General features: G+C 74.4%; 16 protein-coding genes. 6 read left to right on the top strand and 10 right to left on the bottom strand.

All coding sequences use genetic code 11. The features are described from left to right. Positions 1-29: 29 nt before the first annotated feature. On the bottom strand, positions 30-1,724 hold the full coding sequence (locus tag BIV28_RS10575) for a glycosyltransferase family 2 protein (protein ID WP_076261632.1): 1,695 nt from the start codon (positions 1,722-1,724) through the stop codon (positions 30-32). Positions 1,725-1,997: 273 nt separating this feature from the next. Between BIV28_RS10575 and BIV28_RS10570 the strand changes: the two genes are divergently transcribed. Both BIV28_RS10570 and BIV28_RS10565 read left to right on the top strand, forming a co-directional pair. Next, entirely contained in the window at positions 1,998-4,148 is a 2,151-nt protein-coding gene (locus BIV28_RS10570; RefSeq protein ID WP_076261631.1) for an acyltransferase family protein, read from the top strand. Positions 4,149-4,214: 66 nt separating this feature from the next. Continuing rightward, positions 4,215-5,873, top strand: a complete 1,659-nt coding sequence (locus BIV28_RS10565) for a GMC oxidoreductase (protein WP_076261629.1) — start codon at positions 4,215-4,217, stop codon at positions 5,871-5,873. Positions 5,874-6,216: 343 nt separating this feature from the next. Here the strand turns inward: BIV28_RS10565 and BIV28_RS10560 are convergent, their stop codons facing one another. The 9 genes from BIV28_RS10560 to BIV28_RS10520 form a co-directional block, all read right to left on the bottom strand. Next, positions 6,217-8,016 carry an ABC transporter ATP-binding protein gene (locus BIV28_RS10560; RefSeq protein ID WP_076261628.1) on the bottom strand — a complete coding sequence of 600 codons (1,800 nt, stop codon included), beginning with the start codon at positions 8,014-8,016 and terminating at the stop codon, positions 6,217-6,219. Next, positions 8,016-9,731, bottom strand: a complete 1,716-nt coding sequence (locus BIV28_RS10555) for an ABC transporter ATP-binding protein (protein ID WP_076261626.1) — start codon at positions 9,729-9,731, stop codon at positions 8,016-8,018. Before BIV28_RS10555 ends, BIV28_RS10560 begins: the two co-directional genes overlap by 1 nt. A 135-nt stretch (positions 9,732-9,866) precedes the next feature. Next, on the bottom strand, positions 9,867-10,244 hold the full coding sequence (mnhG, locus tag BIV28_RS10550; RefSeq protein ID WP_242652898.1) for a monovalent cation/H(+) antiporter subunit G: 378 nt from the start codon (positions 10,242-10,244) through the stop codon (positions 9,867-9,869). Beyond that, the gene (locus BIV28_RS10545) at positions 10,241-10,588 is read right to left on the bottom strand and encodes an MrpF/PhaF family protein (RefSeq protein ID WP_242652896.1); all 348 of its coding nucleotides are present in this window, start codon (positions 10,586-10,588) and stop codon (positions 10,241-10,243) included. Before BIV28_RS10545 ends, mnhG begins: the two co-directional genes overlap by 4 nt. After that, positions 10,585-11,319, bottom strand: coding sequence for a Na+/H+ antiporter subunit E (locus BIV28_RS10540; RefSeq protein ID WP_076261624.1), 735 nt, complete (start codon positions 11,317-11,319; stop codon positions 10,585-10,587). The genes BIV28_RS10545 and BIV28_RS10540 overlap by 4 nt, the downstream gene beginning before the upstream one ends. Then, positions 11,316-12,980: a Na+/H+ antiporter subunit D gene (locus BIV28_RS10535; RefSeq protein ID WP_083707242.1), complete on the bottom strand. Its 1,665-nt coding sequence runs from the start codon at positions 12,978-12,980 to the stop codon at positions 11,316-11,318. Before BIV28_RS10535 ends, BIV28_RS10540 begins: the two co-directional genes overlap by 4 nt. 58 nt (positions 12,981-13,038) lie before the next feature. Then, entirely contained in the window at positions 13,039-13,542 is a 504-nt protein-coding gene (locus tag BIV28_RS10530; protein WP_076261623.1) for a Na(+)/H(+) antiporter subunit C, read from the bottom strand. Continuing rightward, positions 13,539-16,454, bottom strand: a complete 2,916-nt coding sequence (locus BIV28_RS10525) for a Na+/H+ antiporter subunit A (protein ID WP_083707238.1) — start codon at positions 16,452-16,454, stop codon at positions 13,539-13,541. Before BIV28_RS10525 ends, BIV28_RS10530 begins: the two co-directional genes overlap by 4 nt. 151 nt (positions 16,455-16,605) lie before the next feature. Beyond that, on the bottom strand, positions 16,606-17,307 hold the full coding sequence (locus tag BIV28_RS10520; protein WP_076261621.1) for a hypothetical protein: 702 nt from the start codon (positions 17,305-17,307) through the stop codon (positions 16,606-16,608). A 149-nt stretch (positions 17,308-17,456) separates the two neighbouring features. Here BIV28_RS10520 and BIV28_RS10515 point away from each other — a divergent pair, with 149 nt between their 5' ends. From BIV28_RS10515 to BIV28_RS10500, 4 genes are read left to right on the top strand one after another with little or no spacing between them, the layout of a single operon-like run. Then, entirely contained in the window at positions 17,457-18,254 is a 798-nt protein-coding gene (locus BIV28_RS10515) for an SURF1 family protein (RefSeq protein ID WP_242652894.1), read from the top strand. Continuing rightward, complete coding sequence (locus BIV28_RS10510) at positions 18,251-18,637, top strand: DUF3817 domain-containing protein (RefSeq protein ID WP_076261618.1); 387 nt, start codon at positions 18,251-18,253, stop codon at positions 18,635-18,637. Before BIV28_RS10515 ends, BIV28_RS10510 begins: the two co-directional genes overlap by 4 nt. A gap of 47 nt (positions 18,638-18,684) precedes the next feature. Next, positions 18,685-20,268 carry a glutamine-hydrolyzing GMP synthase gene (gene guaA / locus BIV28_RS10505; RefSeq protein WP_076261616.1) on the top strand — a complete coding sequence of 528 codons (1,584 nt, stop codon included), beginning with the start codon at positions 18,685-18,687 and terminating at the stop codon, positions 20,266-20,268. Between the two features lie 56 nt (positions 20,269-20,324). Continuing rightward, entirely contained in the window at positions 20,325-20,924 is a 600-nt protein-coding gene (locus BIV28_RS10500) for a phosphatase PAP2 family protein (RefSeq protein ID WP_207555913.1), read from the top strand. Positions 20,925-20,930 lie beyond the last annotated feature (6 nt).

Below are 20,930 nucleotides of genomic sequence, written 5' to 3'. Positions count from 1 at the left end.
GAGGCCCTCGACCGCCCGGCGGTCCGGCGTCAGGACGAGGGGCTGGACGGGTCCGAGGCCGCCGCGGCGTCGGCCAGGGGCCTCAGGGCGAGGTTGCCGTTGCGCGTCCGGTAGGCGTGCAAGGGGCCGTCGGCCCCGGGCACGTCGAGGGTCGGCAGTTCCACGGAGGCGGCCACCTCGACGGGCTGGGCCGCGCCCGCCCGCACGACCCGCAGGGCGCCGAGCAGGCGCGCCGCGACCCCGCGCCGGGCGAACGAGACCCGCACCGTGAAGGCCGACGGGCCGGCAACGCCCGGTGCGGCGTCGGGGACGACGAGCGCGCCGGTGAACCTGCCCTCGCGCAGCCGCGTCGCGCACTCGGCGACGACGGCGGAGGTGTCGCGGTCGACGAGCTCGAGGCGCAGCCCTGCGCCCGACCCCAGGCTGCGGTCGCCGTCGACGACGACGCCCTCGAGGGCCAGGCGTGCACCCGCACCGGTGACGGTCCGCGCCGACACGGTGGCCAGGTGCCGGCCCCGCACCGACTGCGAGCGGACGACGTCGGTCAGGTCGTGCTCGGGTCCGGAGGCCTCGGGGGAGCGGTAGGGCCACCACCAGCGCTCACCGCGCGACTCGAGCGGCCGGTCGAGGTGGCGTCGGCGGTAGGCGAACAGGCACGCGGCGACGGCGCCCTCGGGCGTCCCGTCGACGAGCTCGCGGACGACGAGGCGGTAGGGCTGCTCGAGCCCGGCCCGCAGGGCGGCCGGCACGTCGGCGAGGTAGCCCCGCGCCGAGGCGACGAACGCCGACCGGTACGCCTCGTCGCGGGCGTCGAGGTCCTTGCCGTAGAGGGCGAGGTCGTGCCGCACGAACTTGTCGAGCTTCGCGGCGGTGAGGTCGGCGCGGCCCTCGAGGTAGGCGTCGATGGCCCGGTTGGCCGTGATGCGGTCGTGGAAGTTGGCGATCTCGTGGCGGCGCGCCGTGATCGACTCCTCGCCGGCGACGTTGTTGACGTACCAGAGGTAGACGGTGTCGGGCAGCGTCGCGATGCGACGGGCCCGCGCCCAGAGCGCCACGGTGAACGGCTGGTCCTCGTAGAGGATCCGCTCGGGGAAACGGATCCCCTCCTCCAGCAGGAACGCCCGTCGGATGACCTTGGCCACGGCGATGGTGTCCTGCCAGAGCGGTGAGCCGGGCACGAGCGGCTCGACCGGGCCGGACACGTACTCGGTGGCCGGCAGCGGCGTCGTGCGCCCGGTGCGCTCGTTGAAGCGGGCCACGCCACCGACGGCGACGTCGGCGTCGCGCGCGACCGCGAGGTCGGCGAGGCGGCGCAGCGTGCCCGGCAGGTACTCGTCGTCGCTGTCGCAGAAGGCGACGTAGGTGCCCCGGGCCTCGGCGATGCCGAGGTTGCGCGGCGCCCCCGGCGCCCCGTCGTTGACCCCGCGGTGCACGACGCGCACCCGGGGGTCGGACGCCGCGAGCCGGTCGGCGACGGCCCCGGTGTCGTCGGTGGAGCCGTCGTCGACGACGAGCACCTCGATGCCCCCGGCGTCAGCGGACGCGGGGTGCGTGGCGTCCCAGGCCGCCAGGGCCGAGGCCACGGCGCGGGGGAGCCGCTCGGCGTCGTCGTACACGTTGGAGATGACCGTGAGCAGCGGGCCGGCCGGGGCAGGCGTGGCCGTCGTGGCGTCGGTGGCGTTGATGGCGTCGTTGGCGTGCTCGGGAGCCGCGTCAGCGGACACGTCGGAGCCTTCCGGTGGGAGGGGCGGCCACCCGGCGGGCGGCGCGGCGGCCCATCCTAGCGACGGAAGGTGCACGGGACCCGGGTGTCGAGGGCGGCCGACGGGCGGCCGACGAGCGCGCACGACCCCGTGCGCCGTGCTCGCGTTTCGGCAGCCCCGAGGTCGGTGCGTTAGGTTGTCGAGGTCCATCCCCGGCCCGGCGGGCGCGCCAGCGCGCCCCGGAGCCACCGCACGCACCCGGCCCCGGAGCCGGCAGAGAGCACGGAGCAGGCCTTGGCAGCACCCGACGCAGCGAGCCCCGCGATCGTCGGCGGGGTCACCGAGGCGACCCCGCGCGAGCGCACCGGTCCCGCGGCGCCGCAGCGCCCGGCCGACGCCGGCCCGCGCAAGGACATCCAGGCGCTGCGCGCGATCGCCGTGACCCTCGTGGTCGTCTACCACTTCTGGCCCAACCGGCTCACGGGTGGCTACGTCGGGGTCGACGTCTTCTTCGTCATCTCCGGCTTCCTCATCACGCTGCACCTGCTCCAGCGGCCGATCCGCCGCTTCTCCGACCTCTTCGCCTTCTGGGCGCGCCGCGTGCGCCGCCTCATCCCCGCCGCGACGCTCGTGCTCCTCGCGACGCTCGGGGCCAGCCTGCTGTGGCTGCCGCAGACGGTCCACCAGCGGGTCGCGAACGAGGTCATCGCCTCGGCGCTCTACGTCGAGAACTGGATGCTCGCGTTCACCTCGACCGACTACCTGGCCACCGACCAGCTGCACTCGCCGACCCAGCACTACTGGTCGCTGTCGGTGGAGGAGCAGTTCTACATCCTCTGGCCGGTCCTCATCGGCCTCGCCTTCCTCGTGTGCCGCCGCCTCGGCCGCTCGTTCCGCTTCGCTCCCCTCGGGGTCATCGCCGTCGTCAGCGGCGCCTCGCTCGCCTTCTCGTGGTGGTTCACCCACGACAACGCCGCGCAGGCCTACTTCGTCTCGACGACGCGCATCTGGGAGCTCGGCGTCGGCGCGGCCCTCGCGGCCGCGGTCCACGCCGGGCTGAGCCTGCGCGGCACGGTCGTGCGCTCGGTGCTGCTCTGGGGTGGTCTCGCGGCCATCGCCTGGGCGTCGTGGACCTTCACCGGGGGCACGCCGTTCCCCGGCCTCGCCGCCCTCCTGCCGACCGTCGGCACCGCCGCCGTCATCGCGGCCCGGTCCGACGACCTGCGCCCCGGGCCGTTCCCGCTGTGGTCGCGACGCCCGGTCCAGTGGCTCGGTGACGTGTCGTACTCGGTCTACCTCTGGCACTGGCCGGCGATCGTCGTCATCCCGTTCGTCCTCGACGACGACAACGTGCGCTGGTGGCAGAAGCTGCTCCTGCTCGGCCTCGTGCTCGTGCTGTCGGCGGCGACCAAGCGCTGGGTCGAGGACCTCATGCGCTTCACGCCGAGCATCGCGCGCAGCACCAAGCGCTCGTTCGTCCTCCTCGCGGTGTGCCTCGCGGCCTCCCTCGGCGCGGCCGGCGCGGCCCACGTGGCCATCTCCCGGGCCGAGGCGCAGACCGCCGGCCCGATCGACACCGCGGCCCAGTGCGTCGGCGCCGACTACTTCCGCGACGCCGCGTGCGCCGGGCGCCAGGTCGCGATGCTGACCAACCCGGTCCGCGCCGCCGACGACAAGCCCCAGGTGTACGCCGACGACTGCTGGAACAACCGTCCCTTCACGCGTCGCAAGGTGTGCAGCTACGGCCCGAAGAACGCGCCGGTCAAGGTGGCGCTCTACGGCAACTCGCACGCGGGGCAGTGGTTCCCGCCGATCATGCGCACCGCCAAGGAGCGTGGCTGGCGGGTCGACACCTACATCGCGTCCGAGTGCTACTCGGTCGACATCCCGGTCTCCTTCGGCACCCAGACGCTCGTGGACAACTGCTCGGCGTTCAACCAGTGGGCCCGCGACCGCATCACGTCCGGCGGCTACGACCTCGTCGTCATGTCCGACCGCACCTACCAGCCCCTGTCGGGGGTGCCGGCGGCCAGGAAGGTGCAGACCGCCAAGGCCTCCTACAACCGGGTCATGGACGCGTTCGTCAAGGCCGGTTCGCGGGTGCTCGTCATCCGCGACACCCCGGGTGCGGGCACGAGCGTCCCCGACTGCGTCGCCCGCTACGCCGACGACGTCGCGCGGTGCGCGACGAAGGAGAAGGTGGGCCCCGGCACCGGGCTCGAGCCCGACCCGCTCGCCGACGCCGCGGCCGGGCGCACGGGCCGCGACGTGACGCGTCTCGAGGTCACGAACCTGCTGTGCCGCGAGGGCACGTGCCCGGCGGTGCTCGGTGGGCTCATCACCTACTTCGACCACGGCCACATGACGACGTCCTTCTCGCTGACGCTCTACCCCGAGGTGTCCAGGGCGCTGCGCACCGCGCTCCAGGGCGTCCCCGGGGCCTGACGCCCGACGCGTGACGCAGGTTACTGTCGGTAGCCTGCGTCGACGCGGCTGGCTAGGGTCGGTGCCATGAGCACCTTCGACCACGACGTCGTCGTCATCGGATCGGGGTTCGGCGGCTCGGTCGCGGCCCTGCGCCTGGCCGAGAAGGGCTACCGCGTCCACGTGTACGAGGCGGGGCGGCGCTTCGAGGACGACGACTTCGCCCGGACCAGCTGGGACGTGCGCCGCTACCTGTGGGCGCCGCGCCTCGGCTGCTTCGGGGTGCAGCGCATCCACCGGCTGCCCGACTGCCTCGTGCTGGCCGGGGCGGGCGTCGGCGGCGGGTCGCTCAACTACGCGAACACCCTGTACGTGCCTCCGGAGGCGTTCTTCCGTGACCGGCAGTGGGCGCACATCACCGACTGGCAGGCCGAGCTCGCGCCGCACTACGCCACGGCCCAGCGGATGCTCGGCGTCACCGTCAACCCGTGCGAGGGGCCGGTCGAGGCGCTGATGCGGGGTGCCGCCACCGACCTCGGCGTGGCCGACACCTTCCGCAAGACGCCCGTCGGCGTCTTCTTCGGCGAGCCCGGCCGACGCGTCCCCGACCCGTACTTCGGCGGTGACGGACCGGCGCGCACCGGGTGCACCGAGTGCGGCAACTGCATGGTCGGCTGCCGGGTCGGTGCGAAGAACACCCTCGTCAAGAACTACCTCGCCCTCGCCGAGCGGCGCGGCGTCACCGTCGAGCCGTTGCGGACCGTCACCCGGCTGCGGCCGCTCGACCCGGCGCGCCCGGAGGAGGGCTACGCCGTGACGACCGTCCGCTCCGGCGCGTGGGGGCGGCGGCGCGCCGGCGAGCGCACCGTCACCGCGGCCCAGGTCGTCGTGGCGGCCGGGGCCTGGGGCACGGCCCAGCTGCTCCAGGCCATGCGCACGGACGGGCTGCCGCACCTGTCGAGCCGCCTCGGGCACCTGACCCGTACCAACTCCGAGGCCCTCGGCGGCGCGATGACCCAGCGGGTGCCGCGCGCGGTCGACCTGACCAAGGGCGTGGCCATCACCTCGAGCTTCCACGTGTCCGACACGACGCACGTCGAGAACGTCCGCTACGGCAAGGGCTCCAACCTCATGGGTGCCCTCGCGGTCATGCAGGTCGACGGGGGCGGACGCGTGCCGCGCTGGGCGCGCTTCCTCGGCGGCGCCGTGCGGCACCCGACGATCTTCCTCCGGTCGCTGTCGAGCCGGCACTGGAGCGAGCGCACGGTCATCGCGCTCGTCATGCAGTCGCGCGACAACTCGATCACGGTGAGCCGCAAGCGCGGTCCGTTCGGCTGGCACCTCACCTCGCGCCAGGGCCACGGCGAGCCGAACCCCACCTACATCCCCGAGGGCAACGAAGCGGTTCGCGCCATGGCGCACCGGCTCGAGCAGGGCACGGGCGAGCGGGCGTGGCCCGGCTCCTCGGTCGGCGAGGTGCTCGACATCCCGATGACGGCGCACTTCCTCGGCGGGGCGGTCATCTCCGACTCGCCCGAGAACGGCGTCGTCGACCCGTACCACCGGGTCTGGGGCTACCCGGGACTGCACGTCGTCGACGGGGCCGCGGTCTCGGCCAACCTCGGGGTCAACCCGAGCCTGACGATCACGGCCCAGGCCGAGCGCGCGATGTCGCTGTGGCCCGCGGCCGGGCAGGCCGACCGGCGCCCGGCCCAGGGCGAGCCGTACCGGCTCGTGCCCGCCTGACGCGTCGGGAAGCGGTCGGAGGCGTCGGGGCCCGGCACGGACGGGCCCACCCGGGTGGAGGAGGAGGCCGGGTGGGCCGATCCGTGCGTCCCGACGGGGCCGGGCGGTCGAGGGGGGAGGACGTCGCGGGCCCGCTGGGGGTGGGTGAGCGGACCCGCGACGCGTGCGGGTGGGGCCGTCACCCCTCAGAGACGGCCCCACCCTCGGTGCGCGGGCTGGCAACCGGTCGAGAAACAGCCCTGCACCGCGCTGACCAACGACCGCCGGGCGGCGGGGTTACGCCCCCGCGTCAGCAATTTCCGCAGATTTCTCCGACGCCGTGACGAAGTGCCGTCCGACCCGCTCAGCGGGGCGCCGGCTGGGGCTCGTCGCGCCACGACCGCCACAGCGCGGCGTAGGCGCCGTCGGCCGCGAGGAGCTCCTCGTGCGAGCCGATCTCGCTGATCCGGCCGTCCTCGACGACGCAGACACGGTCGGCGTCGTGGGCGGTCATGAGCCGGTGGGCGATCGCGACGACGGTGCGGCCCTCGACGACGGCCGCGAGCGACCGCTCGAGGTGCCGCGCGGCCCGCGGGTCGAGCAGCGAGGTGGCCTCGTCGAGGACGAGCGTGTGCGGGTCGGCGAGCACGAGCCGGGCCAGCGCCAGCTGCTGGGCCTGCGGCTCGGTGAGCCGGTGACCGCCGGAGCCGACGCGGGTGTCCAGGCCCTCGGGCAGGCCGAGGGCCCACTCCCGGGCGTCGACGGCGGCGAGGGCCTCGAGCAGGTCGTCGCGCGAGGCGTCCGGCCGGGCCAGGCGCAGGTTGTCCTCGAGGGTGCCGACGAAGACGTGGTGCTCCTGGGTGACGAGCGCGACCTGGCCGCGCAGCTGGGCGAGCTCGAGGTCGACGAGGCGCACGCCGCCGACCTCGACGCGGCCCTCGCGCGGGCCGTCGATGCCGGCCATGAGGCGTCCGAGCGTCGACTTGCCGGCGCCCGACGGGCCGACGATCGCGAGCCGCTCGCCCGGACGGAGGTCGAGCGAGACGCCGCGCAGCACGTCGCGGCCCGACCGGTAGGCGTAGTGCACGTCCTGCACCTCGAGGTGGTCGTCGGCCGGCTCCTCGCCGGTGGCGCTGCGGTCGGGCGGCACGTCGGCGATGCCGATGACGCGGGCGAGCGAGGTGGCCCCCACCTGGATCTCGTCGAGCCAGGAGATCAGCTCGTCGAGCGGACCGGCCATCTGCTGCACGTAGAGCGCGACGGCCGTCACCGTGCCGGCGGTCACGACGTCGCGCGAGATGAGCCAGCCACCCCACGCCAGCGTGACGGCGACGGGGAAGAAGAAGGCGAACTCGACGGCGGGGAACCAGCGCAGCCGCAGGCCCATCGTGTACTTCTCGGCGTCGTAGCAGTCGTGCAGCGCGGCATCCATGCGGCGGCGTCGACGCGCACTCAGGCCGAGCGCGTCGACGGTGCGGGCTCCCTCGGCCGACTCGGTGACGACGCCGTTGAGGACGGCGTACGTCGCGCGCTCGCGCAGGTAGCCCTCCGGCGCGTACCGGAGGTAGCGACGCGTCGAGACGACGAGCACCGGGATGCCGACGACGATGGCGAGGGCCACCTGCCAACCGGTGAGGAACGCGGCCACCACGGTGATGGCGGTCGTGACGGCGCCGACGAAGATCGAGGGGACACCGAACCGGATGACGTGCGAGAGGGCCTCGACGTCGTTGGTCGTGCGCGACACGAGGTCGCCGGTGCCGGCGCGCTCCACGGTCGACAGCGGCAGGCCGACGACGCGCTCCATGAACTGCTCGCGCAGCTCGGCGAAGACGGTCTCGCCCATGACGAACGACGCGCGCCGGGCGAACCACGTGACGACGGTCTGCACGACGACCGCCCCGGCGATCCACACCGCGAGCCGGTCGACGACCGCGACGGAGCGGCCGTGGCTGATCTCGTCGACGAGCAGGCCGATGACGCGCGGCGCGACGAGGGAGGCCACGGCGGCGACCGCGTGCAGCCCGACGACGACGGCGAGGGAGCGCCGGTGGCGGCGCAGCAGGCCGCGGGTGTGCTGGCGGACCGACGCGGTGTCGGCGACGGGCAGCGCGCGACCGGTGGCCGGGTTCGCCTGCGGTGCAGTGGTGGTGGCGGTCGTCATCAGTCCTCCTCGCCCCGGACGACGGTGCGTCGGTAGCGCGGGTGGTCGGTCATGAGCTGCTGGTGGGTGCCCGTCGCGACGGCCCGGCCGCCCTCGAGGAAGACGACCTCGTCGGCGCGGTCGAGCAGCAGCGGGCTCGCCGTCATGACGACGGTCGTGCGGCCCTCGCGGGCCGCCCCGAGGCGTCCGGCGATGCGGGCCTCGGTGTGCGCGTCGACGGCGCTCGTCGGCTCGACGAGCACGAGGGTGTCGGCGTCCGTCAGCAAGGCCCGGGCCAGGGCCAGGCGCTGGCGCTGACCGCCGGAGAAGGCCCGGCCACGCTCCTCCACCTCGCTGTCGAGGCCCGCGGGCAGCGCCTCGAGCACGTCCTCGCCGCTGGCGACCCCGAGGGCCTCGAGGACCCGGGCGTCGTCGTGCGTGCCGAGCGGGTCGAGCTCGTCGCGCAGCGACCCGGTGAACAGGCGGGGGTCGGTCTCGGACACGACGATGCGCGCACGGACGTCGCCGACCGGGGCGTCGGCCAGGCGGGTGCCGTCGAGGCGGGCGTCGGTGTCGTGCGGGCCGAACCGGCCGAGCCGGTCGGCGAGGGCGGCGGACTCCTCGGGACGGGCCGACACGACGGCGGTCAGCAGCCCGGGCCGGATCGTGACGCCGCTCGTCGGGTCGACGAGACGAGCCGGGCCCTCGGGCAGCGGCCGGAGGCCGGCCGGGGCGTCGGTCTGGTCGGGCGTCACGCGCAGGACCCGGAGCAGCTTGCCGGCGCCGATGTGGGCGCGCGTGGCCCGGTCGACCATCTCGGTGGCGGTGCGCAGCGGGATGACGAGGAAGGCCGTGTACCCGTAGAAGGCGACGAGCTGGCCCGGCGTGATCTGGCCCTCGATGGCGAAGCGGGCCCCGAGCCAGACGACGACGAGGACGAACAGCCCGGGCAGCAGCACCTGGGCCGCGTCGAGCGCCGCCTGGTAGCCGGCGACGCGGTTGCCGACGACGCGCACGGCCTGCGACTGCGCGGCGTAGCGGCGCAGGAAGGTGTGCTCGCCGCCGATGCCGCGCAGCACGCGCAGGCCCGCGACGGTGTCGGCGCCGAGGCCGATGAGCGTGCCGGACTCCTCGCGCTGGGCCAGCTGGCGCGCCTGCAGGGGCCGCACGATGAAGGTCAGCGCGCCGACGAGGACGGGCACGCCGATGAGCACGACGAGGCCGAGCGGCTTCGAGGCGTCGAGCAGGATGAGGGCGACGACGACGTAGGACACGACGGCGCCGGCGAACCGGGCGCTGACGTCGTAGAGCCCGCCGATGCGCATCGCGTCGGAGCTGACCGTGGCGACGACGTCGCCGGTGGGCACGGCGCGCGTCAGGGCCTCGCCGGTGTCGGCCGCCTGGTGGCCGATGAACTGGGCCGAGCGGAAGGCGCCCTGGAGCCAGTTGGCGACGGCGAAGCGGTGGCGCACGGCGCCGGAGGCGGCGCTGACGACGACGAGCCCGACGAGCGCACCGGACCACGTGAGCAGGGCCCGGCCGTCACCGCCGATGATGCCCTCGTCGATGGCCTTGCTCATCGCCGCCGGGAACAGCGCCTGGCTGACGAGCCAGATGACGCCGAAGAGGACGCCGAGCAGCAGGGTGGGCACCTGGTAGGTGGCCAGACGCCGGAGGTAGGCCGTCGGCGAGGACAGGTCGGGGGTCCGGGGACGGGCGTCCGGCAGCACGATCACTCGCTCCACTGTACGGAGCGGCGAGGACGGCCTCACGCGATTTTCGGTCGGGCCGAGAACCTCTGTCCGACAGTGCAGCCCGGCCACCCGGTCACCCGGTCACCCGGACCTCCCGGACCGGCCGGAGCGGGAGGGTCAGCGGGTGGGGTCCCAGCCGGAGCGCTCGAGCGCCTCGGACAGCTCGTCGACGACGAGGGTGTCGCGGTCGACGCTGCCGTTGCGGTACGAGGCCCGCCCGACGAGGTGCGCCGACACCGGCGCGGTGAGGAACTGCGTCGCGCCGACGAGCAGGAGGGTCGTGACCGCGGCCCACGTGCGCAGCGTCAGCGCGAGGCCGAGCAGGACGACGAAGAGGCCGAGCGTCTGGGGCTTGGTCGCCGCGTGCAGCCGCGACAGGGTGTCGGGGAAGCGCGCCAGGCCGATGGCCCCGGCCAGGCAGAGGAACGCGCCGAGCAGCAGGCACACCCCGCCCAGCGCGTCGAGGGTGGACAGGAGCCAGGCCGGGCCGGTCACGACGCCTCCTGCGGGTCGGTGGGGTCGGGGCGTCCGGTGGTCGGGGGGCCCGCCGGGCCCGCGCCGGGTCCGGCGTCGGGCTCGGCGTCGCGGTCGCGCGAGAGGAAGCGCGTGACGGCCACGCCGCCCACGAAGGCGACGAGGCCGAGCACCATGAGCAGCGGCAGGTAGGTGGCGGTGCGCTGGCGCACCGACTCGAGCGCCACGCCGGCGATGACGACGACGAGGAGGATGTCGGAGGCGACGATCCGGTCGAGGTTGCTCGGGCCCCGGGCGATGCGCACGAGGACGATGACGGCCGCGGCGCCGAGCATCGCGAGGGCGGCGAGGGCGATGGTGTTCACGCGTCGCTCCTTCCGGTGGCGGGGTCGGTCGGCTCGTCGGGATGCCCGCCCGGGGGCTCGTGCGGGTGCGCGTGCCGGTCGGTGGGGACGCGTCCGGTGCCGTCGGGGTCGGCGGCGGCCGCCGCCTCGAGCGCCGCGATCTCCTCGTCGGAGCCGATGGCGCGCACGACCCGGGCCTCGACGGCGAGCACGTTGCGCCGGGCCGCGTCGATGGCTCCCGCGCGGCCGACGTCGAGCAGATGCAGGTAGAGCACCGAGCTCGAGCGGCGGGCGTCGACGACGACCGAGCCGGGCACGAGCGCGACGAGCTCGGCGGTGACCGTGAGGTAGAAGTCAGAGCGCGAGCGCAGCTGCACCCCGACGACGGCGTTGCGCAGGCGGCCGGGACCGAACGCGAGCCGGATGACCTGCCACGACGCCGCGACGAGGTCGCCGACGAACCGGACGCCGAGCCAGAGCACGCGCAGCGGCCGGACGCGTCCGGTGAAGACGATCGAGGGCAGCGGGAAGGCGAAGGTCACGAACAGCCCGACGAGCAGGCCGTTGACGACGTTGCCGATCGAGACCCGGTCCCAGAGCAGCACCCAGACGACCGCGATGGCCACGACGGCCCGCGGCTGGAAGGTGCGGCGCCGGCGTCGGGGGCCCTCGACGCCGGTGTTCGTGGGCCCGGTGGGTCCGGTAGGTCCGGTGGTGGCCACGGCGTCGGGTCCGGTCTGGGGCGGGGTCATCGGCGCACCTCCGGCGGCAGGACCGAGGTGATGTACGGCTGGCGGCTGTGGAGGTCCTCGGCCGCCCGCTGGGTGTAGCCGTAGAGCGGTCCGGCGACGAGCGTGATGAGCAGCCCGACGGCCGTCATCGCCGCCGTCGCTCCGAGCATGAGCCGCGGCAGCGGACGGGGCGCGCGGGCGTCGCCACCGACCTCGGAGGCGACCGCCACGCTCCCTCGGGTGGCCGCGGCCACGGGTGCCGAGGCGGCGGAGGGCGCCCCCTCGCGCACGGTCGGCTGCACCGCCCAGGGGCCGGACGCGTCGGTGCCGTCGGTGCCGTCGGGGCCCTCCGCATCCGCGGCGCCGACGGGCTCGGGCCGCGGGCGCCAGAACGCCTGGCTCCACACCTTCGCCAGGGCGTAGAGCGTCAGCAGGCTCGTGACGACGCCGCCGACGACGAGCACCCAGGCCAGCGGCGTGCCGAGCGCGATGCCGGCGTCGAGCAGGCCGACCTTGGCGAGGAACCCCGACAGCGGCGGGATGCCCGAGAGGTTCATCGCCGAGACGAAGAAGAGGACCGCGAGCACCGGCGCCGACGCGGCCAGGCCGCCGAGGCGGTCGAGCGAGGTGGTGCCGGCGTAGCGCTCGACGAGGCCGGCGACGAGGAAGAGCGCGGTCTGGATCGTGATGTGGTGGGCGACGTAGAAGATCGCCCCGGCCGTGCCCGGGGTGCTGGCGAGGGCGATGCCGAAGATCATGTAGCCGATGTGGCTCACGAGCGTGAACGACAGGATCCGCTTCAGACCCGTCTGGGACACCGCCCCGAGGATGCCGACGACCATCGTCAGCAGGGCCGCCCACATGAGCAGGCCCTGCAGCGGGGAGTCGGGGAACAGGAGCGTCTGGGTGCGGATCATCGCGTAGACGCCGACCTTGGTCAGCAGGCCGGCGAACACCGCGGTGACCGGCGCCGGCGCGGTGGGGTAGCTGTCGGGCAGCCACGCCGACATCGGGAAGACGGCCGCCTTGATGGCGAACGCGGTGAGCAGCGTGAGCTGGAGCACCAGGGCGACGCCGGGCGCGAGGCCCTCGACGCGGATCGCGAGCTGGGCCAGGTTGACGGTGCCGGTCGCGGCGTAGACCGCGGCGATGCCGACGAGGAACAGCGCCGAGCTGATGAGGCTGACGACGACGTACGTCGTGCCGGCGTGGATGCGGGCCGCCGACCCGCCCAGGGTCAGCAGCACGTAGGAGCTGAACAGGAGGATCTCGAAGCCGACGAAGAGGTTGAACAGGTCGCCGGCGAGGAAGGCGTTGGCCACGCCCGCGGACAGCACGAGGTAGGTGGGGTGGAAGATCGACAGCGGCGTGCTCTCGTCGTCCTCCTCCTCGTCTGCGTGGCCCTGGCCGATGGCGAAGAGCAGGACGAGGAGGGTCACGACGCCCGACACGAGCAGCATGAGGGCGCTGAGCCGGTCGGCGACGAGGGAGATGCCGAGCGGCTCCTGCCACGCCCCGAGCCACAGCACCTGCGGGCCGTTGGCGTCGGTCTGCCAGACGAGCACGCCGGCGACGGCGACGGTGGCGGTCAGCACCGCGATGCTCGTGGAGCGCTGCAGCCGCGGGGAGCGACGTAGCGCCAGCGTCAGGGCCGCCCCGAGCAGCGGCAGCAGCACCGGCATCGGCAGCAGGTTGGGCACGAGGTCGGCGCCGACGAGGGCGGCGGTCGCGAGGGTCGGGTCAGCCACGGGCGTCTCCTCGGGTGGCGTCGTGGCCGGCGTCCTCGTGGGCGTCCTCGTCGGAGGTCGTCGTCGACACCTCGGACGGGTCGTAGGTCTCCGACGTCGCGTCGGCCTCGGCGAGGCGCTGGATGCGGGCGTCCTCGGCGTCGTCGGGCACGTCGTCGGTGCCGGAGATCTGCCAGAGCCGGTAGGACAGCGCGAGGAGGAAGCCGACGGTGGCCAGGCTGATGACGATGGCCGTGAGGACCATCGCCTGGGGGAGCGGGTCGCTGATCGAGGCCGGGTCCTCGCCGACGAACGGCGCCCGGCCCGCGCGCCCGCTGACGACGAGGTAGAGCACGGCGACGCCGTTGCCGATGAGGACGACGCCGAGCAGGACCCGCACGAGGCTGCGGTCGAGGACGAGCGCCGTTCCGGCGGCGACGAGCCCGACGGTGACGAGCACGAGGGTCAGGTTCGGCTCGAGGGTGCTCTCGATGAGTGCGGGCGCGAGCGAGGTCACGGGTGCACCTCCCCGGTGGTCGGGCCGGCGGCCGCGGCGACGGGGTCGCTGTCGCTCCCAGCAGTGCCGTCGGAGGCGCCGGCGTCGGCCTCCTCGGCGATCTGGCGGTCGATGCCCGTGCCGAGGCTGCGGACGATGTCGAGCATCATGCCGACGACGATGAGGTAGACACCGACGTCGAAGAACAGCGACGTCACGAGGTGCACCTCGCCCCACGGCCAGAGCGTGAAGTCGAACGCCGTGGTCTCGAGGATCGTGCCGCCGAAGGCGAGCGGTGCGAGGGCCGACGCGACGGCGACGAGCAGCCCGAGCCCGACGACGAGCCCGGCGTCGAAGGGCGCCGCCTCGTCGAGCTCGTACCGGCCCCCGGCGAGGTAGCGCACGACGAGCGCCAGGCCGGCCACGAGGCCGCCGGCGAACCCGCCGCCGGGCTGGTTGTGGCCGGAGAAGAGCAGGAAGAGCGACGCGGCGAGCATGACGTGGAACACGAGGCGCGTGACGACCTCGAAGATCACCGAGCGCTTCTCCTTGCGCAGCGTCCGGCCGCCGTGCAGCCACGTGCCGCGGGACGGGTTGCTCGAGGGCAGCGCCTTGGCGCTCGCGCGTGACAGGCGCGCGTTGCGGGTCTGCACGAAGATGAGGCTCGCGATGCCGGTGGCGGCCGCGACGAGCACCGACACCTCGCCGAGGGTGTCCCACGCGCGGATGTCGACGAGGGTCACGTTGACGATGTTCTTGCCGTGGCCGAACTCGTAGGCCTGCGTGGGGAACCCGGCCGACACCGGCTCGGTGGAGCGGCCGCCCGACGCGACGAGCGCGATGGCGCCGACGGCGCAGCCGACCGCGAGGCCGAGGCCGAGCCGCCAGGTGCGGGCCGGCGAGTGCGGGTGTCGGGTGAACTTCGTCGGCAGCCGCCTCAGCGCGAGGACGAACACGACGAGCGAGACCGTCTCGACGAGCATCTGGGTGATGGCGAGGTCGGGGGCGCCGTGCACGATGAAGAGGGTCGACACGCCGTACCCCGTGACGCCGACGAGCATGACGGCCGTGAGGCGTCGACGGGTGACGAGCACGAGGATCGCGGCCGCGACGACGATGAGCCCGACGACGGCCTGGCCGGCGTTGTCCCACAACCGGACCGACGGCAGCCGGCCCTGCGTGACCGCGGCCGCGCCGGGCAGCAGGACGAAGACGAGCAGGATGCCGGTGAGGTAGATCGGCAGCGAGCCGCGCTGGGTGACGGCCGTCGTCTCGACGGCCCCTCGGTCGACCCAGCGCAGCGTGCGGGCGAAGGCGCGCTCGCCGTCGACGAGGGCGGGCACCCCCGACTGCGCCCGGGCCACGAGGTCGCGCTTCCAGAAGAGGACCAGGCCGACGGCGATCGACAGCAGCGACAGCAGCAGCGGCACCGTGACGCCGTGCCAGAGGGCGAGCGGCTCGGGCGGCGCCCCCTGCGGCAGCGTCTCGGCGTACGGCATGAGCCACGGCGACTCGAGCGGCGCGAGCAGGCCGAGCAGCAGGCTCGCGGTGCCGAGCAGGAGCGGCGCGAGGACGAACCCGGGGTGCGGCACCTTGAGCGGCGTCGGGGCCACCCCCGGCTTGCTCGCGAACGCGCCCCAGAGGAACCGGGCCGTGTACGCGGCCGTCAGCGCCGACCCCACGACGACCCCGGCGAGGGCGAGACCGCCGTACGCCGGCGGCAGCGGCACGCCGGTCTCGACGTCCTGCCACAGCGACTCGAGCGCGCTCTCCTTGGACACGAAGCCCGCGAGCGGCACGACGCCGGCCATCGACAGGGCGGCGAGCGTGGCCGGCACCGACACCGGCAGCAGCCGCCGGCCGACGCCGGAGAGCTCGCGCAGGTCGCGGGTGCCGGTGGCCTTGTCGACGACGCCGACGGTGAGGAAGAGCGTCGACTTGAAGAGGGCGTGCGCGACGACGAGGGCGAGGGCCGCGAGCCCCGCGGTGCGGGTGCCGAGCCCGGCGACGGCGACCATGAAGCCGAGCTGGCTGACCGTGCCGTAGGCCAGGAGCAGCTTGATGTCGTGCTGGCGCAGGGCGCGCCAGCCGCCGACCGCCATCGTGAGCAGCCCGAGCCCGACGGTCAGGACGTGCCAGCCGGGCGCCCCGGCGAAGGCCGGCGCCAGGAGCGCGACGAGGTAGACGCCGGCCTTGACCATCGCCGCGGCGTGCAGGTACGCGCTGACCGGCGTCGGGGCCGCCATGGCGCCCGGCAGCCAGAAGTGGAAGGGCACGAGCGCCGACTTCGACAGCGCGCCGACGAGGAGCAGCACGACGGCCGCCACGGTGACGGCGTCGAGGGGCGGCGGGTCGGCGAGCAGCCCGGAGATCGAGTACGTGTGGTGGACGCCGAGGGCGATGATGCCCACGAGCATCGCGAGGCCGCCGAACGTCGTGACGACGAGGGCCTGCATCGCCGCCCGCCGGTTGGTCGAGCTGGCCGGGTTGTGGCCGATGAGCAGGTAGGACAGGACCGTCGTCAGCTCCCAGAACACGTAGAGCACGAGGAAGTTGTCGGTGAGGACGAGGCCCAGCATGGAGCCGGCGAACGCGGTGAAGACCGACGAGAACCGCCAGATCGTCGGGTCGTCGTCGGCGAAGTACCACGTGCAGTAGAGCAGGACGAGCGCGCCGATCCCGGTGACGAGCAGCGCCAGCACCCACTGCAGCGTCGAGAGGCGGAAGTCGAGGTCGAGACCGAGCCCCGGCACCCACGGAACGCGCTCGACGGGCCCGGCGCCGGCCCGGACCTCGCCCGCCACGGTGAGCAGCCACACGAACGAGACGGCCGGCACGAGCGAGAGGACGGCGAAGGCCTTGGCGCGCAGGTACCTCGCGAGCAGGGGTGCGACGACCGCTGCTGCGAGATGGAGGATGAGCAGGTGCGCCACGGCGGCCCCTCGGTCGTCGGGTTGGCAGGTCGTCCACGGCCCGCGTCCGGCGGTCCGGCGGTCGTGGACCCCAATCCTACGTGTCGCTCACCCGGGCGCCCGCGGCGGCGCCCATAGCCCTTCCGCGCTCAGGAGGTTGTCAGGAGGTCGCTCAGAAGGTGACGAAGGTGCGTCGCGCCAGGAAGAAGCCGTGCTGGTGGGCCTGGTCGACGCACGTGACGCCGGTCTCCTCGCTCACACACTGCACCGGACCGGCCGCCGTCGTGCGCGACCCGTACTCGAGCTTCGGGGCGTCCGCGTGGGTGACGGTGTCGCCGTTGCACACCGGCACGGCCCCGCCGGCTCGCAGCTCGATGCGGCCGATGTCGGAGGCGCCGCCGGGCGCACAGAGGCCCGGTTGCGGGGGCGTGACGCGTCCCTCGACGACCTCGCACGCCGGGGCCGGCGCGCCGCCGGTGACGATGCAGCGCAGGTTGCCGCTCGGGCTGACGAACGCCGAGGTGACGCCGCCGGCGGGCTTGGCCCCGGCCACGCGGGCCGCGGCCTCGGCGAAGGAGTGCGGGGCGCCGCGCTGCGCGCCGGCGGCGAGGGCGGTGGGCACGGCGGTGGAGGACGGGGCCGTCTCGGTCGGTACCGGGGTCTCGGTGGCGGGGGCCGACGCCGACGCGCTCGGAGGGTCGACGAGCACCGTGACGGTCTTGGGCGCGGACGGGATGTCGGTGACGCCGCACCCGCCGAGCAGGCCGGCGAGCAGGAGGGCCGCGAGGGCCGTGCCGGTGCCGAGCGCGGCGCGCGCCGCAGGGCGCGTGCCGACCGCGGCGCCGCGGGCAGGAGGGGTCGACCGGCCGTGCATGCGCCCGAGTCTGGCACGCCGGTCGCCGGTGCGCCTCCGCGGCACCGGGCGAGCCACGGCACTGGGCGGGCCACGGCACCGGGCGGGTGGAGGGCACCGGGCACCGGCCGGCGTCGGGGACGCCGAGGTCGGTGACCTACCCTTGGGAGGTGCTCCGCCGACTGCTCACCCCGCGCTGGGCGGCCTCCCTCGCGGGCCTGCTCGTCGTCGTCGCGGCGTGCGTCCTGCTCGGGATGTGGCAGCTCGGCGTCGCGCGCGACACCGGCCGCCAGGACGCCATCGCCGCCGCGGCGACGATGACCCGCGAGCCGCTGGCCGCGGTCACCGCGCCGCACCGCGCCTTCCCGCCCGAGCTGTCCAACCGCCCCGTCACCGTCAGCGGCACCTACGACGCGTCCCGCTCCTTCGTCGTCGTCGACCGACGCCTCGGCGACCGCACCGGGTCGTGGGTCGTCACCCCGCTCGACACCGGGGCGGGCACCGTCGCGGTGCTGCGCGGCTTCGTCCCCGGGGCCCCGGCCGCCGCGCCGGCACCTCCGGCCGGACCGGTCACGGTGCTCGGCACGCTCGGCCCGGGGGAGTCACCGCGCACCGGCGATGCCCTCCAGGGCGCGCAGCGGCGCTCGATCGACCTCGCCGAGCTCGTCAACGAGTGGCCCGGCGACCTCTACGACGCCGTCGTCTTCGCCTCGGCCGAGCACGCCGGCCCCGACGCGTCGGGCGCGACGCTGGGCGACCCGGCCCTGACCCGCGTGCCGCCGCCGACGCTCGACACCCCGCTCAACCTGCGCAACGCGGCCTACGCCGTGCAGTGGTGGGTCTTCGGGGTCTTCGCCATCTGGATGTGGTGGAAGATGTTGCGCGCCGACGAGGAGGCGCACGGGCGCGCCGCCGCCGCACCGATCCCCAGCACGACCGACAGCACGAGAGAGAGCGCCACGACGTGAGCACCTACCCGCAGGCCCTGGCCAAGCCGAAGCAGATCCGGTCGGCGCTGTCGGCCTACCGCGTCCTCGCGATCGTCGCCGGCATCGCGCTGTTCGTGCTCATCCTCGAGATGGTCATGAAGTACGCGCTGCACCAGACGAACGTCCTGACGCAGTATTGGAGCCCGATCCACGGGATCATCTACTTCGCGTACGCCGTGTCGGTCGCCAACCTCGGCCTCAAGGTCGGATGGAGCCCGCTGCGCATCATCCGCAACCTGCTCGCCGGGTTCGTGCCCGTCGTGCCGTGGGTCGCCGAGCGCCGCAACACCGCCGAGATCGAGGCGATGCTGGCCCGCGCCTACGTGGCGGGCGACGGCGCGACCGCCGACACCGGGGCCTGAGCCGAGCGGGGTCCGGGGCCCGCCACGCGAGCCACTAGGCTGTCCGCGTGACCGACGCGCACGACCTGCAGAGCCATCCCGTCCTCGTCGTCGACTTCGGCGCCCAGTACGCCCAGCTCATCGCCCGCCGGGTGCGGGAGGCGAACGTGTACAGCGAGGTCGTGCCGCACAGCATGACCGTCGCCGACATGCTCGCCAAGGAGCCGGCCGCCATCATCCTGTCCGGCGGCCCCAGCTCGGTGTACGAGGACGGCGCCCCGCGGCTCGACCCCACCCTGCTCGAGGCCGGCGTCCCGGTCTTCGGCATGTGCTACGGGTTCCAGTCGATGGCCCAGGCCCTCGGCGGCACGGTCGCGCGCACCGGCGCCCGTGAGTACGGCAAGACCGACGCCTCCATCAGCGGCACCGGCTCGACGCTCTTCGACGGCCAGCCCGCGAGCCAGGTGGTCTGGATGTCGCACGGCGACTCCGTCACCGAGGCCCCGGCGGGCTCGACCGTCACCGCCTCGACCGCGGGCACGCCGGTCGCCGCCATCGAGGACGACGAGCGTCGCCTCTACGGCGTCCAGTGGCACCCGGAGGTGCTGCACTCCGAGCAGGGCCAGCGCGTCCTGGAGAACTTCCTCTGGAAGGGCGCCGGCATCGCGCCCGAGTGGACCGCCTCGAACGTCGTCGACGACCTCGTCGAGTCGATCCGCGAGCAGGTCGGCCAGGACCGCGTCCTCTGCGCCCTGTCGGGCGGCGTCGACTCCTCCGTCGCGGCGGCCCTCGTGCAGAAGGCGATCGGCGACCAGCTGACGTGCGTCTTCGTCGACCACGGCCTGCTCCGCGAGGGCGAGGCCGAGCAGGTCGAGAAGGACTTCGTCGAGGCCACCGGCGTCGACCTCGTCGTCGTCGACGCGCGTGAGCGCTTCCTCGAGGCGCTCGCCGGGGTCACCGACCCCGAGACGAAGCGCAAGATCATCGGCGAGCAGTTCATCCGCGTCTTCGAGCAGGCGGCCCGCGACGTCGTCCACGACCGCGGCGACGAGGAGCACCCCGTCAAGTGGCTCGTCCAGGGCACGCTCTACCCCGACGTCGTCGAGTCCGGCGGCGGCGAGGGCGCGGCCAACATCAAGAGCCACCACAACGTCGGCGGCCTGCCCGACGACCTCCAGTTCTCGCTCATCGAGCCGCTGCGCACCCTCTTCAAGGACGAGGTGCGCCAGGTCGGCCTCGAGCTCGGCGTGCCCGAGGTCATCGTGTGGCGCCAGCCGTTCCCCGGCCCCGGTCTCGGCATCCGGATCATCGGTGCCGTCGACGCCGAGCGCCTCGCCGTCCTGCGCCGGGCCGACGCCATCGCCCGCGAGGAGCTGACCAGGGCGGGACTGGACCGCGACATCTGGCAGTGCCCCGTCGTGCTGCTCGCCGACGTCCGCTCGGTCGGCGTCCAGGGCGACGGCCGCACCTACGGCCACCCGGTCGTGCTCCGGCCGGTCGCCTCCGAGGACGCCATGACGGCCGACTGGGCGCGCGTGCCCTACGACGTCCTCGCGACGATCTCGACGCGCATCACCAACGAGGTCGAAGAGGTCAACCGCGTCGTCCTCGACGTCACGAGCAAGCCGCCGGGCACCATTGAGTGGGAGTGACCGGCCCGGGCCGTGACCGCCCACGCCGCGACCCGTGGGCGCGGACGGTGCCGGCCGTGCTCCTCGTCGCGCTCGTGGCGCTGACGGTCGGGGTCGTGCGCGAGGGGCGGGTCTACCGCCTCGACGACGCCGTCCTGGCCCTGACGCCGGGAGAGACCGGCGGGCCTGGGCTGCCGCACGTCCTGGCCTTCGCCGTCGTCGACCTCGCGACCCCCGCCGTGGGCGTCGCGGTCGTCCTGCTCGTCGCCGCGTGGCTGTCGCGGCGGTGGCGTGACCCCGCACCCCTCGTGGTCGCGGTCCCCGCGATCGTGCTGCTGACGACCACGGTGCTCGTCGGCAAGGCCGTCATCGACCGTGCAGCGCCGGGCTTCGACGCCGTCGTCGCCCATGACGGGTCCTACCCGTCCGGGCACACCGCCACGGCCCTCGTGTGCGCCGGCGTGCTCGCCGAGATCGTGTCGCGGCTGCGGCCCCACCGCCGCCGTGCGGCATGGGTCGCGGCCGCCGGCTGGACGCTGCTCGTCGTGCTCGGGCTGCTCTGGCTGCACTTCCACTGGCTCAGCGACGTCGTCGGCTCGGTCCTGCTCGGCACGCTCGTGCTGTGGCTGCTGCTGCGCTGGCCGTGGCGGCTCGGCGAGCGGATCGCCCGACACTAGGGTGGA

Origin of the sequence: Intrasporangium flavum, from assembly GCF_001956915.1 — a bacterium.
Classification (GTDB): domain Bacteria; phylum Actinomycetota; class Actinomycetes; order Actinomycetales; family Dermatophilaceae; genus Monashia; species Monashia flava.
Note: the sequence above shows the minus strand (reverse complement) of the source record. Positions and strands in the feature narration are given on the sequence as shown.